The 12,136-nt window shown below is 69.9% G+C and carries 16 protein-coding genes; all 16 read right to left on the reverse strand.

What is annotated here, in order from left to right; all coding sequences use genetic code 11:
* Nucleotides 1-26 precede the first annotated feature (26 nt).
* The 16 genes from AABA78_RS37960 to AABA78_RS38035 all read right to left on the reverse strand — a co-directional run bounded on the left by AABA78_RS37960 (nucleotide 27) and on the right by AABA78_RS38035 (nucleotide 12,122).
* On the reverse strand, nucleotides 27-518 hold the full coding sequence (locus AABA78_RS37960; protein ID WP_338270414.1) for a M17 family peptidase N-terminal domain-containing protein: 492 nt from the start codon (nucleotides 516-518) through the stop codon (nucleotides 27-29).
* Nucleotides 515-940: a transcription antitermination factor NusB gene (gene nusB, locus AABA78_RS37965; protein ID WP_338270415.1), complete on the reverse strand. Its 426-nt coding sequence runs from the start codon at nucleotides 938-940 to the stop codon at nucleotides 515-517. Before nusB ends, AABA78_RS37960 begins: the two co-directional genes overlap by 4 nt.
* A gap of 5 nt (nucleotides 941-945) precedes the next feature.
* Nucleotides 946-1,446 carry a 6,7-dimethyl-8-ribityllumazine synthase gene (gene ribH, locus AABA78_RS37970; RefSeq protein ID WP_171418610.1) on the reverse strand — a complete coding sequence of 167 codons (501 nt, stop codon included), beginning with the start codon at nucleotides 1,444-1,446 and terminating at the stop codon, nucleotides 946-948.
* Between the two features lie 27 nt (nucleotides 1,447-1,473).
* Nucleotides 1,474-2,139, reverse strand: a complete 666-nt coding sequence (locus AABA78_RS37975; protein ID WP_338270417.1) for a riboflavin synthase — start codon at nucleotides 2,137-2,139, stop codon at nucleotides 1,474-1,476.
* A 42-nt stretch (nucleotides 2,140-2,181) separates the two neighbouring features.
* A complete protein-coding gene (gene ribD, locus AABA78_RS37980; RefSeq protein WP_338270418.1) occupies nucleotides 2,182-3,345 on the reverse strand; it encodes a bifunctional diaminohydroxyphosphoribosylaminopyrimidine deaminase/5-amino-6-(5-phosphoribosylamino)uracil reductase RibD in 1,164 nt (387 codons plus the stop codon).
* Nucleotides 3,346-3,355: 10 nt separating this feature from the next.
* Entirely contained in the window at nucleotides 3,356-3,859 is a 504-nt protein-coding gene (gene nrdR / locus AABA78_RS37985; protein ID WP_120556172.1) for a transcriptional regulator NrdR, read from the reverse strand.
* 7 nt (nucleotides 3,860-3,866) lie between these two features.
* On the reverse strand, nucleotides 3,867-5,123 hold the full coding sequence (glyA, locus tag AABA78_RS37990; protein ID WP_120525334.1) for a serine hydroxymethyltransferase: 1,257 nt from the start codon (nucleotides 5,121-5,123) through the stop codon (nucleotides 3,867-3,869).
* 59 nt (nucleotides 5,124-5,182) lie between these two features.
* Nucleotides 5,183-5,629 carry a ribose 5-phosphate isomerase B gene (gene rpiB / locus AABA78_RS37995; RefSeq protein ID WP_338270419.1) on the reverse strand — a complete coding sequence of 149 codons (447 nt, stop codon included), beginning with the start codon at nucleotides 5,627-5,629 and terminating at the stop codon, nucleotides 5,183-5,185.
* A 102-nt stretch (nucleotides 5,630-5,731) separates the two neighbouring features.
* On the reverse strand, nucleotides 5,732-6,988 hold the full coding sequence (fabF, locus tag AABA78_RS38000; protein WP_338270420.1) for a beta-ketoacyl-ACP synthase II: 1,257 nt from the start codon (nucleotides 6,986-6,988) through the stop codon (nucleotides 5,732-5,734).
* Between the two features lie 92 nt (nucleotides 6,989-7,080).
* The gene (gene acpP, locus AABA78_RS38005) at nucleotides 7,081-7,326 is read right to left on the reverse strand and encodes an acyl carrier protein (RefSeq protein ID WP_120604160.1); all 246 of its coding nucleotides are present in this window, start codon (nucleotides 7,324-7,326) and stop codon (nucleotides 7,081-7,083) included.
* A 105-nt stretch (nucleotides 7,327-7,431) separates the two neighbouring features.
* Nucleotides 7,432-8,184, reverse strand: a complete 753-nt coding sequence (fabG, locus tag AABA78_RS38010; RefSeq protein ID WP_338270421.1) for a 3-oxoacyl-[acyl-carrier-protein] reductase — start codon at nucleotides 8,182-8,184, stop codon at nucleotides 7,432-7,434.
* Nucleotides 8,181-9,119: an ACP S-malonyltransferase gene (gene fabD / locus AABA78_RS38015; protein ID WP_338270422.1), complete on the reverse strand. Its 939-nt coding sequence runs from the start codon at nucleotides 9,117-9,119 to the stop codon at nucleotides 8,181-8,183. The genes fabG and fabD overlap by 4 nt, the downstream gene beginning before the upstream one ends.
* A gap of 28 nt (nucleotides 9,120-9,147) precedes the next feature.
* Nucleotides 9,148-10,149, reverse strand: a complete 1,002-nt coding sequence (locus AABA78_RS38020; RefSeq protein ID WP_338270423.1) for a beta-ketoacyl-ACP synthase III — start codon at nucleotides 10,147-10,149, stop codon at nucleotides 9,148-9,150.
* A 44-nt stretch (nucleotides 10,150-10,193) separates the two neighbouring features.
* Nucleotides 10,194-11,255, reverse strand: a complete 1,062-nt coding sequence (gene plsX, locus AABA78_RS38025; RefSeq protein ID WP_338270424.1) for a phosphate acyltransferase PlsX — start codon at nucleotides 11,253-11,255, stop codon at nucleotides 10,194-10,196.
* A 20-nt stretch (nucleotides 11,256-11,275) separates the two neighbouring features.
* Nucleotides 11,276-11,464, reverse strand: coding sequence for a 50S ribosomal protein L32 (rpmF, locus tag AABA78_RS38030; protein WP_014395447.1), 189 nt, complete (start codon nucleotides 11,462-11,464; stop codon nucleotides 11,276-11,278).
* A gap of 58 nt (nucleotides 11,465-11,522) precedes the next feature.
* Nucleotides 11,523-12,122: a YceD family protein gene (locus tag AABA78_RS38035; protein WP_338270425.1), complete on the reverse strand. Its 600-nt coding sequence runs from the start codon at nucleotides 12,120-12,122 to the stop codon at nucleotides 11,523-11,525.
* Nucleotides 12,123-12,136: the final 14 nt, after the last annotated feature.

Genomic DNA, 12,136 nt, shown 5'->3' on the forward strand with positions numbered 1-12,136 from the left:
CAGAACCCCCGCCCGGACGCTGCGCGTCAGCCCTTCCGGGATGACAGCGACCCGACAAGCCCCTTGTCCGCGAGGAGGGACACCCGTCCCCCCTTGAACGCGGGCAGGAACTGCCGCTGGTACGCCTCCGCGCGGGCCGAGTCACTCAAGGAAGCCCCCTGGGGGACCTCCAGGGCCACCGACTCCACCTTCGCGCGGCTCAGGACCTTCGCCGCGCCCGCCAGGGCCTCCCCCAGCGAGGCCGCGTCCAGGCGCTTCCGGGAGCCCAGCCCCACCACGAAGATGCGCGGCACGGTCAGCTTCCCGTCCGACGGCAGGAGGAGCCAGTCGTCCTTCACGCCGGTGAAGAAGCCGCCCTGGAGCACGCGGGACAGGGCGCCGCACAGCCGCCAGTCCACGTAGCCGGCGGAGGACGGCAGGGGGCGGTCGTCCTCGGCCACGAAGAGGCAGAGGGCGTCCACCCCGGTCAGCGCGTCCAGGCCCTCCAGGCCCACGTCCAGGGTCTGCGTCTGGCTCACGGCTTCCCGAGCGCCACCGCGACGCGGTCCAACAGGCCGTTGACGAAGGCGCTCGACTCCTCGGTGCCGAAGTTCTTCCCCAGCTCCACCGCCTCGTTGATGGTCACCTTGCGGGGGATGTCCGGGCGGTACTTCAATTCGAAGATGCCCAGGCGGAGCACGTTCCGGTCGATGCGGGACATGCGGTCCAGGCGCCAGTTGTGGCTGTGGCGTTCGATGAGCGCGTCGATTTCGTCGCGGTTCACCTCCACGCCCTCCACCAGCTCCTTGGCGAACTTCACCGCGTCCGGCTCCGGCTTGCCGTCCTCCGCGGAGGCGGCCCAGGCGGAGTCCAGGGCCTCCCGCGTGGTGGCGCCCTGGGTCATCTCCAACTGGTAGAGCGCCTGCAGCGCCCGCTCCCGTGCCGTTCTGCGCGCGCCCATCGCGGTTATCCCTTTCGCTCAGCGCCCGGCATGCGAGCGAAGAGGTTGACCATCTCGATGCAGGCCACGGCGGCCTCCGCGCCCTTGTTGCCCGCCTTCACGCCCGCCCGGTCGATGGCCTGCTCGACGGTATCGCACGTCAGGACGCCGAACGTCACCGACGCCGGCTTCGGGCCGGCCGCCGCGCTGAACGCCACCGAACCAATGCCCTTGGCGCACTCGCCCGCCACGTAGTCGAAGTGGGGGGTGCCGCCGCGAATCACCGCGCCCAGGACGATGATGCCCGCGTACTGACCGCTCTCCGACACACGGCGGGTGACGCCCGGCAGCTCATAGGTGCCGGGGCAGCGGTACACGTCGATGGCGTCGTCCTTCACGCCATGGCGCACCAGGGTGTCCACGGCGCCCTTCAAGAGCTCCTCCGTGATGAAGCTGTTGAACCGGGACACGCAGATGGCGAACCGGCCCTGGGGGGGGAGGAAATCCCCTTCGAAATAGCGAGGCATGGCGCGCTCCTTACACCACCTGCGCCCCTACCCGCGAGGGGTGAAACCCGCCGCCCGCACCACCGCCTCCGTCAGGCCCGTTCCCTGGCCAGCCGCCTCGGGGGCGCCCCGGAGGGCATACAGCCGGGCCACGTACTTCCCAATCAGGTCGCCCTCCAGGTTCACCTGGGCCCCGGGGCCCTTGCCGTGGAGCGTGGTGCGCTGTTGCGTCTCCGGAATCAGCTGCACCCGGAAGGTGCTGGCATCCACCGCGTTCACCGTGAGGCTGATGCCGTCGATGGTGACGGAGCCCTTCTCGATGAAGCAGGGGGCCAGCTCCGGGGGAAGCCGGAACACCATCACCCACGACCCGCCCTCCGCGAACGTCTCCAGGACCTCGCTGACGGCGTCCACGTGGCCCGACACCAGGTGCCCGCCCAGCCGGTCCCCCAGCGCGAGCGCCCGCTCCAGGTTCACCCGGTCGCCCGTGCGCCGGGCCCCCAGGGTGGTGCGCCGCAGCGTCTCCGGGGCCGCCTGCACGCGGAAGGTGTCCCCACCCTTCTCCACCACCGTGAGGCACGCGCCGTCCACGGCGATGGATTCGCCCAGGGCGAAGGCTTCCGCGCCCAGCGAGGTGCGAATCCAGAAGTCGGTCATCGCGCCGGAGGTGACGCGGGTGATGGTGCCAGTGTCCTGGATGAGGCCGGTGAACATGACCGGGACTTATAACGAAAGCCCCGGCGGCACGCTGGCCTGTCAGAGCAGGGCGCGCAGGAGGACGTCGTCCCCCACCTTCTCCATCGTCAGGTCCTTCACGGCCAGGGCGTGGGCCATGTCCTTCACGCCCAGCTCACCCGCCCACGACAGGCCCCCCGCCCCCACCAGCTTGGGAGCGAGGAACAGGGCGAGCGCATCCGCCAGGTGCTCGCGCAGCAGCGTGCCGTACAGGCCCGCGCCGCCCTCCACGAGCACGTGGTTGAGCCCCTCCTTCTTCACGCGCTTCAGGACGGCCTTCAGGTCCACTCGGTCCTGCTTCGCGCGCACGTTCCACACCTCCACGCCCTGGGCCAGGAAGCGCCGGGCGCGCCGGCCCTCCGGGTCCTCCAGCGTGGCCACCACGGTGCGCGCGGGGCTGCGCAGGTTGAAGACGGTGTGGCCCGGGGACAGCTTGAGGTGCGAGTCCACCACCACGCGCACGGGGTCCTTGCCCCCGCCGCCGGGCAGCCGCGTCGTGAGCTGCGGGTCGTCCATGCGCACGGTGTTGGCGCCCACGAGGATGGCGTCCACCTGGTCGCGCAGCCGGTGCACCCACGCGCGCGACGCCTCGCCCGTCACCCACTTCGAGTCGCCAGAGGGCGCGGCGAGCTTCCCGTCCAGCGTCACGGCGGCCTTGAGCGTCACCCACGGCAGGCCCGTGCGCATCATCTTGAAGAAGGGCCGGTTGAGCGCGTCCGCCTCGTCCTTGAGGACGTGCGTCACCACTGCCACGCCGCCGCGCTTGAGCCGGTTGAGGCCCTTGCCGGAGACGAGCGGGTTGGGGTCCGACGACGCGCTGAACACGCGCCGCACGCCGGCCTCCAGCACCGCCAGGCTGCACGGCGGGGTGCGCCCGTAGTGGTCGCACGGCTCCAGCGTCGTGTAGAGGTCCGCGCCGCGCGCCTTGGAGCCCGCGGCCTCCAGCGCCACGACTTCCGCGTGCGCCGTGCCGGCCTTCTTGTGATGGCCGCGCGCGATGATGCGCCCGCCCTTCACCAGCACCGCCCCCACGACGGGGTTGGGGCTGGTGCGGCCCAGCCCCTTGGCGGCCTCCTCCAGCGCGATGCGCATGAAGAACTCGGCCACCGCGTGGTCGAAGTCCGCCGCGCGCTTGGAGCGGGGCGTCTTCACCGCCTGCAACCGTGACCGCGTGAGCAAGCGCATACCGCCCTTCCTAACCGTCCTTGGGCGGAGTCACAGGCGGCTTCGCCTTGCGCTCACGCTCCTGGTCCTCGAGCAGGTCCTTCAGCTCGTGCATGAACTCGGAGATGTCCCGGAAGCTGCGGTACACGGACGCGAAGCGCACGTAGGCCACTTCGTCCAGTTGCTGTAACCGCCGCATCACGTGCTCGCCAATCGATGAGGAGGGCACCTCCTTCTCCCCCATCCCCTGGAGCATCCGCTCGATGTCCTCCACCGTCGCCTCCAGCTGCGCGGCGGACACCGGGCGCTTCTCACACGCCTTCTTCAGGCCGTTGAGCATCTTCTCGCGGTCGAAGGCCTCGCGCCGGCCGTCCTTCTTCACGATGAGCGGGTAGAGCTCCTCCACCCGCTCGTACGTGGTGAAGCGGCGCTTGCAGGCCAGGCACTCGCGGCGCCGCCGGATGACGGAGCCCTCGTGCGACTCACGCGAGTCGATGACCTTGTTCTCCGGGTCCTGACAGAAGGGGCAGCGCACGGGCGGCTTACTTCAACCGCGAGGCGTACAGCGGGAAGCCCTGGGCCAACTCCTTGACCTGCCCCTTGACCCGCGCGAGCGCCGCGTCGTCCTGCGCGGCGTCCAGCGCCTGCCCGATGAGCCGGCCCACCACCGCCATCTCCGCCTCGCGCATGCCGCGCGTGGTGATGGCCGGGGTGCCCACCCGGACGCCGGAGGTCGTCGTGGGCTTCTCCGGGTCGAAGGGGATCATGTTCTTGTTGACCGTGATGCCCGCCTTGCCCAGCACGTCCTCGGCCACCTTGCCGGTGAGCTTCTTGGCGCGCAGGTCCACCAGCATCAGGTGGTTGTCCGTGCCGCCCGAGCACAGCCGCAGGCCCGCGCTCTTCAGCGCCTCCGCCAGCGCCTGCGCGTTGGCGACGATCTGCTTCTGGTAGGCCTTGAACTCCGGCGTCAGCGCTTCCTTGAAGGCCACCGCCTTGCCCGCGATGGCGTGCATCAGCGGGCCGCCCTGGATGCCGGGGAAGATCTGGCTGTTGATGGTCTTCGCGAAGGCCTCGCGCGACAGCACCATGCCGCCACGCGGACCGCGCAGCGTCTTGTGCGTGGTGGTGGTGACGATTTCAGCGAAGGGCACCGGCGACGGGTGCACGCCCGCGGCCACCAGGCCCGCGATGTGGGCCATGTCCACCAGCATGGCGGCGCCCACCTTGTCGGCGATCTCCCGGAACTTCGCGAAGTCGAGCGTGCGCGGGTACGCGCTCGCGCCCACCACCAGCACCTTGGGCTTGTGCTCCAGGGCCAGCGACTCCACCTGCGCGAAGTCGATGGTCTCCGTGTCGCGCGACAGGCCGTAGTGGACGACCTTGTAGAGCTTGCCGGAGAAGTTGAACGACGCGCCGTGGGTGAGGTGGCCGCCGGAGTTCAGGTCCAGCGACAGCATGGTGTCGCCCGGCTTCATCAGCGCCATGAAGGCGCCCATGTTGGCCTGGCTGCCGGAGTGCGCCTGCACGTTCACCGCGTCCGCGCCGAACAGCTCCTTCGCGCGCGCGATGGCCAGGTTCTCCGCCACGTCCACCACCTCGCAGCCGCCGTAGTAGCGCTTGCCGGGGTAGCCTTCCGCGTACTTGTTGGTGAGCACGGAGCCCACTGCCTCCATCACCGCGGGGCTGACGAAGTTCTCCGAGGCGATGAGCTCCAGCCCCTCTTCCTGACGCTCCGTCTCGTGCCGGAGCACCTGGGCGATTTCAGGATCCACCTGGGACAGCGTGCGGGTGTTCTCCATGGGGGTTGCCTCCTGGCGTGCGAACGAAGGGGACTGCGAAGGGACGCTTCAACGGCCCGTCAGCGCTGCTGGGCCTCGACGTCGCGAATCTTCTGGACGCGCTTCTCGTGGCGGCCGCCCTCGAAGGCGGTGGAGAGGAAGGCCTCCAGGATGCCGCGCGCGACACCCGCGCCCACCACGCGCTGGCCCAGGCACAGCACGTTGGCGTCGTTGTGCGCGCGGGTCATCCGCGCCTCGAACTCCGTGGTGCACAGGGCCGCGCGGACGCCCCGGTGCTTGTTCGCCACGATGCTCATCCCGATGCCGGTGCCGCACACCAGCACGCCCAGCGTGCCGGCCTCCGCCACCACCGCGCGGGCCACCTGCGAGGCGAAGTCCGGGTAGTCCACGGACTCGCGCGTCTGGGGGCCCAGGTCCTGGAAGTCGGTGCCGCGCTCCTTCAGGAGCGCCACCATTTCCTGGCGCAGCTCGATGCCCGCATGGTCGGAGGCGAGGATGACTTTCACGGCCGGACTCCGGAAGGCGGGGCCCGCGCTTTTGAGGGCGGGGCCAGGAAGGAGGGCCCCTGCCCGCCGCTCCTTTTCAGGGAGCAGCGGGCCGGAAGGCCGTCAGGTGTAGCGCTTGAAGACGAGCACCGCGTTGGTGCCGCCGAAGCCGAACGAGTTGCTCATCACCGCGTCGACGCGGGCGTCGCGCGCCGTGTTGGGCACGTAGTCCAGGTCGCAGTCGGGGTCCGGCGACGTCATGTTGATGGTGGGCGGCAGCACGTTCTTGGTGAGCACCTGCACGCTCACCACCGCCTCCGCGCCACCCGCCGCGCCGAGCATGTGGCCCGTCATGGACTTGGTGGACGACACCGCCAGCTTGCGCGCGTGGTCGCCGAACACGGCCTTGAGGGCCTTGGTCTCATTGGCGTCGTTGAACGGCGTGGACGTGCCGTGGGCGTTGACGTAGCCCACCTGGTCCGGCCGCATGCCCGCGGACGCCAGGGCCAGGCGCATGCAGCGCGCCGCACCCTCGCCCTCCGGGGCCGGCTGGGTGACGTGGTACGCGTCGGAGTTGGCGCCGTACCCCACCACCTCCGCCAGGATGTTGGCGCCGCGCTTCTTCGCGGCCTCCAGCTCCTCCAGCACCACGATGCCCGCGCCCTCGCCCATCACGAAGCCGTCGCGCTCCTTGTCGAAGGGACGGCTGGCGCGCGCCGGGTCGTCGTTGCGCGTGGACAGGGCCTTCATCACGGAGAAGCCGCCCATGCCCAGGGGCGTGATGGCCGCCTCCGCGCCGCCCGCGATGGCCGCGTCCGTCTCACCCAGGCGGATGGACTTCCAGGCCTCGCCGATGGCGTGCGCGCTGGTGGCGCACGCCGACACCGGGGACCAGTTGGGGCCCTTGCAGTTGTAGCGCATGGAGATGAGCCCAGGCGCCATGTTGATGATCATCTGGATGATGAAGAAGGGCGACAGCCGGTCGAACCCCTTCTCCAGCCCCTTGCGGTGCTGCTCCTCCAGCGAGGAGATGCCCCCGATGCCGGAGCCCACGATGACGCCCACGCGCTCCGGCTGGTAGCCATGGGGCGCGTCCGGGCCGATGGGCAGGCCCGACTCCTTCACCGCCATGTCGGCCGCGGCCATCGCGTACTGGGCGAACAGGTCCATCCGGCGCACTTCGCGCCTGTCGATGAACTGCTCGGGCTGGAAGTCCTTCACCTCGCCCGCGATGCGCGCGTCGAGCTTCCCCAGATCGAAACGGGTGATCGTGCTGATGCCGGACTGCCCGGCCAGCATCGCCTGCCAGTTCTTCTCGGTGCCGGTGCCCAGCGCTGAAATGATGCCGGTGCCGGTGATGACGACTCGACGGTTTGACACTGTTCTTCTCCGCTGACCGCGATGGGGCGCGGAGCGCCGGTGAAGGCCGCTCCCAAAGGCCCCGACACTCCCGGGTGTCGCGACTGCCCTGCCTACTTCTTGTGGGTCTTCACGTAGTTCACGGCGTCGCCGACGGTCTTGATGTTCTCCGCCTCGTCGTCCGGGATCTCGACCTCGAACTCCTCCTCCATCGCCATGACCAGCTCGACGATGTCGAGGCTGTCCGCGCCCAGGTCCTCGATGAAGGACGACTCAGGCTTGATCTCGTCCTCACCCACCCCGAGCTGGTCGGCGATGATGGACTTGATCTTGGCTTCCACGTCGGTTGCGTTGGACATACGTGCAGAACCCTCCAGCTCCAGATGGGACCCGCCGTTTGTCTCGCGGGTCGTCTTCAAGGCGGGCGCGGTATATCCCACGCCCGGCGGCAATCCAACCTTGGCTTACATGTACATGCCGCCGTTGACCTTCAGGACCTCGCCGGTGATGTAGGACGCCGCATCACTCGCGAGGAACAACACGGCCCCGGCGACCTCCTCCGGGTTGCCCAGGCGGCCCAGCGCGATGCCGCCCACCATCTTCTGCCGCAGCTCGTCGTCCAGGTGGGAGGTCATGTCCGTCCCGATGAAACCCGGGGAAACCGCATTGACGCGGATGCTCCGGCTGGCCAGCTCCTTGGCCACCGACTTCGTCAGGCCGATAAGCCCCGCCTTGGCGGCCGAGTAGGCGGCCTGCCCCGGGTTGCCCATCTCCCCCACGACCGAGGTGATGTTGATGATGGCACCGGCCCGCTGCTTCATCATGGGCCGGCTGGCGGCGCGGATGAGCGCGAAGGCGCCCCGGAGGTTGGTGTCCAGCTGCCGGTCCCAGTCCTCGTCCTTGACGCGCATGACCAGGCCGTCAATGGCCATGCCGGCGTTGTTCACGAGCACGTCCAGCCGGCCGTGCGTCTTGACGACGCCGTCGATGGCGCCCGCGCACGCGGCGGTGTCCGCCAGGTCGAAGCGCACGGCCTCCGCCTTCGCGCCCGCCTGCTGGAGCAGGCCCACCGTCTCCTGCGCGGCGGCCTCGTTGCCCACGTAGCTGATGACCACGGTGGCCGCGCCCGCCTTCGCGAAGGCCAGCGCGCACGCCCGGCCGATGCCGCGCGAGCCGCCCGTCACCAGCACCACCTTGTCCTTGAAGCCCTCGCTCATGCTGCCCCCAACGCGGCGAGCACCTTCTCCAGGGTCGCGGCGTTCTCGACGTTGAACGACTCGATGTCCTTGGTGATGCGCTTGATGAGGCCGCCCAGCACCTTGCCCGGCCCCAGCTCCACCACGTGCGTGACGCCGTTCGCCTTGAGCGACTCCACGCACTCAATCCAACGCACCGGCGCGCTCACCTGCTCCAAGAGCAGCGGCACCACGCGCGAGGCGTCCGCGTTGGGCCTGGCCTCCACGTTGCTCACCACCGGCACGGACGGCGCCTGGATGCGCATGCCCGCCAGCACCTCCGCCAGGCGGGGCTTCACGGGGTCCATCAGCGCGCAGTGGAAGGGGGCGGAGACGGGCAGCGGCATCACGCGCTTGGCCCCGGCCTCCTTGCACTTCGCGCCCGCGCGCTCCACCGCGGCGGCGTGGCCCGCGATGACCGTCTGCTCGGGGGAGTTGTAGTTCGCGGGGGCGACGACCTGGCCTTCCGCCGCGGCGTCGCAGGCGGCCTTCACCGCGTCCGGGGTGAGGCCCAGCACCACCGCCATGCCGCCCGTGCCCACGGGCACCGCCTCCTGCATGAACGTGCCGCGCGCGCGCACCGCGCGCACCGCGTCCTGGAGGTCCATCGCGCCCGCGGCCACCAGCGCGGAGTACTCGCCCAGCGAGTGGCCCGCGACGAACGCGGGGGCAGGTCCCCGCTTCTGGAACACCGCGTGCACCGCGGCCGACACCGTGAGGATGGCCGGCTGGGTGGTGGCGGTGAGCTTCAGCGCCTCTTCCGGGCCCTCGAAGCAGGTGGTGGAGAGCTTCTCGTGCAGCGCGTCGTCCACGGCGTCGAAGACGGCCCGCGCTTCAGGGAACTGCTCGTAGAGGTCCTTGCCCATCCCCACGGCCTGACTGCCCTGCCCGGGAAACACGAACGCGACCTTCGCCATGTTGCGGTCCTTCCTTGTGTCGTCCTGCCTACCAGCGCACCACCGCGCTGCCCCACGCCATCCCCGCGCCAATGGCCATCATCGCGATGACGTCCCCGCGCTTGAGGCGACCGGCGCGCTGCGCCTCGTCCAGCGACATGGGCAGCGAGGCGGACGACGTGTTGCCGTACTTGTGCAGGTTGAGCCAGCATTTTTCCTTGGGAATCTCCAGCCGCTCCATCACGGCTTCCAGGATTCGCAGGTTCGCCTGATGGGCGATGACGTGGTCCACCTGCGTCGTGGTCATCCCGTGGACACCCAACGAGGCCTGGGTGGATTCCACCAGCGCGCGCACCGCGAAGCGGAAGACTTCCTTCCCGTTCATCTTGAGCTTGTGAAGATTTGCATCCACGTTGTCCGCGGTGACGGGGGTGCGGGAGCCGCCTGCGGGGATGCAGAGCAGGTTCGCGAGCTCGCCGTCGGTGCGCAGGTGGGTGGAGAGGATGCCGCGCGGCGCCATGGCGTCGCCCTCCGCGTCCGGCTCCGCGCCCAGCACCAGGGCGCCCGCGCCGTCCCCGAAGAGGACGCAGGTGTTGCGGTCCGTCCAGTCCACCGCGCGGGTGAGCACGTCCGCGCCCACGACGAGCGCGCGCTTCACCTGGCCGGAGCGCACGAATTGATCCGCCACGCTCAGCGCGTACAGGCCTCCGGCGCACGCGGCGGACACGTCGAAGGCGAAGGCGCGCTTCGCCCCCAGCTTCGCCTGCACCAGCGCGGCGCAGGACGGCATGGGCATGTCCGCGGTGACGGTGCCCACGACGATGAGGTCCAGGTCGCCGGGGGCCACGCCCGCCATCTCCAGCGCGTTGCGCGAGGCCTGCACCGCCAGGTCGCTCGTCGCCTCATCCGGGGCGGCCTGCCTGCGCTCCTGGATGCCGGTGCGCTCGCGGATCCACGCGTCGCTCGTGTCGACCAGGCGCTCCAGGTCCTGGTTGGTCAGGACCTGCGCGGGGGCATAGGAGCCGGTTCCGATGATGTGCGTGCGTGCCAAGAGGCCTCCGAAGTCGTCGGAGTCCAACGCCCGGCCCGCGCGCTCTAATCGGCCCCTTCGTCCCCGTCCGCCTTCCTCCCCCGCTGGTGGGGAGGAAGCCAGGCGGCGGCGTTGGCAATGCAGCGCGTCAGCTCTTCCTGCACGCCCGCGCGCACATGCTGCAGCGTGGTGACGAGCGCGTTGTGGATGGCGCGGGGGGAGGAGCGGCCGTGCGCGACGATGCCCACTCCCTGGAGGCCCAGGAGCGGCGCGCCGCCATATTCGGCGTAGTCCATGACGCGGCGCAGCCCCGCCAGGGTGGGCTTGAGCAGCAGCGCGCCCAGCTTCTCCGGCAGGCCGCCGCGCTTCTCGATGGCGGAGCGCAGGAGGCCGGTGATGCCCATGCCCACGCCTTCGGAAGTCTTCAGGACGATGTTGCCGGTGAAGCCGTCCGTCACGACGACCTCCACGTCGCCGGAGAACAGGTCCTTGCCCTCCACGTAGCCCACGAACTCCAGGTCCGAGCGGCGCAGGAGGGCGCTGGCGTCGCGCGTGAGCTGCGTGCCCTTGGATTCCTCCTCGCCGTTGGAGAGCACCGCCACGCGGGGGCGCTTCACGCCCAGGCGCGTGCGCGAGTACGCCTCGCCGAGCACGGCGAACTGGGCCAGGTGCGAGGGGCGGCAGTCCACGTTGGCGCCCGCGTCCAGCAGCAGGCAGCGGCCTTCGCCCTTGAGGGCCGGGAACAGGGCCGCGATGGCCGGACGCTCCACGCCGGGGATCCGGCCGAGCGTCAACATGCCACCGGCCATCACCGCGCCGGAGTTGCCCGCCGACACGAGGGCACACGCCTCCCCTTTCCGGACGAGCTCGAAGCCCACCCGGAGCGAGGAGTCCCGCTTGCGTCGGAACGCAGCGGTGGCGGGGTCGTCCATCTCCACCACTTCGGACGCGTGGTGGAGATGCACGTTGGCGGGCGCGCCGGCGCGATCCAGGACGGGACGTACACGCGTGGCGTCCCCGACCAGCACAAGTTCGTGCCCGGGATACGCTCGCGCGAACAGCACGCCCCCTTCCACGACGGCGTCGGGGGCGTGGTCGCCACCCATCGCGTCGAGGACGAGCCGCACCAGCAGCCTTCCGCTTTCAACTACTCCGCGGCGGTCGCGATGACCTCACGGCCACCGTAGTTGCCACAGGCCGCGCAGGCGCGGTGCGGCATCACGGGCTCCTTGCACTTGGAGCACTTGATGACCTGGACGGGGGTCCGCAGGTTGTTGTTGCCGGCCCGACGACGGTCCCGGCGCATCTTCGACGTCCGCTTCTTGGGAACTCCCACGGCTCACCTCGGCATCGGACCCGTCCCCCCTCGCGACCTGCGAGGGGCATAGGGACCGTCAGTTCAACTTGATGTTCTTCAGCGGCGACAGGCGAGGGTCCACGACCTTCGTCTCGCAGCCGCACTTCTTCTCATTGAGGTTCTGGCCGCACTGCGAGCAGAGCCCCTGGCAGTCTTCCCGACAGACCGCGTTCATCGGGAGCGCGAGCAATACCTGTTCCCGGATGATCGGATCCAGATCGATCGTCTTCCCATCGAAAACCTGCTCGTCCGCCTCGCCCAGCGCGAAGGTGCCCCCGGATTCACCCTGGGTGCGTTCCTTCTTCTCCATGGCCTTCTCGTCGTCGTCCTTGAAGTCATCGCCCCGGGCCAGGGACTCCGGCACCAGGTTGATGGTGAAGGACACGGGAAGGTCCAGCTTCACGTCCGCGAGGCAGCGCTTGCAGGGCGCGCCCACGTGGACCGTGAAGCCGCCCGTCAGCAGCACGCCGCCACTGACCTTGCGCAGGGTGGCCTGGAGCGTCGACGGAGCGGTCGCCTGGAAGCCAGTGCCCTCGCCGGACCCCTGACCTTCCAGGGCCTCCTTGAGGACCCCGGGAGCGATGGGCTCGTCGAGCTTCAGCCCCGCGTCTTTGATTTGTTCAATCTTTACGACCATCTACAAGGCTTCCC

Source organism: Corallococcus caeni (genome assembly GCF_036245865.1).
Lineage (GTDB): Bacteria > Myxococcota > Myxococcia > Myxococcales > Myxococcaceae > Corallococcus > Corallococcus caeni.

Excerpts from the sequence above, each read along its gene's own strand:
- glyA (WP_120525334.1), bottom strand. The coding sequence starts at position 5,123 with ATGGAGAACACCCGCACGCTGTCCCAGGTGGATCCTGAAATCGCCCAG.
- fabD (WP_338270422.1), bottom strand. The coding sequence starts at position 9,119 with ATGGCGAAGGTCGCGTTCGTGTTTCCCGGGCAGGGCAGTCAGGCCGTG.
- acpP (WP_120604160.1), bottom strand. The coding sequence starts at position 7,326 with ATGTCCAACGCAACCGACGTGGAAGCCAAGATCAAGTCCATCATCGCC.
- ribD (WP_338270418.1), bottom strand. The coding sequence starts at position 3,345 with ATGCGCTTGCTCACGCGGTCACGGTTGCAGGCGGTGAAGACGCCCCGC.
- ribH (WP_171418610.1), bottom strand. The coding sequence starts at position 1,446 with ATGCCTCGCTATTTCGAAGGGGATTTCCTCCCCCCCCAGGGCCGGTTC.
- AABA78_RS37975 (WP_338270417.1), bottom strand. The coding sequence starts at position 2,139 with ATGTTCACCGGCCTCATCCAGGACACTGGCACCATCACCCGCGTCACC.
- fabG (WP_338270421.1), bottom strand. The coding sequence starts at position 8,184 with ATGAGCGAGGGCTTCAAGGACAAGGTGGTGCTGGTGACGGGCGGCTCG.
- nusB (WP_338270415.1), bottom strand. The coding sequence starts at position 940 with ATGGGCGCGCGCAGAACGGCACGGGAGCGGGCGCTGCAGGCGCTCTAC.
- AABA78_RS38035 (WP_338270425.1), bottom strand. The coding sequence starts at position 12,122 with ATGGTCGTAAAGATTGAACAAATCAAAGACGCGGGGCTGAAGCTCGAC.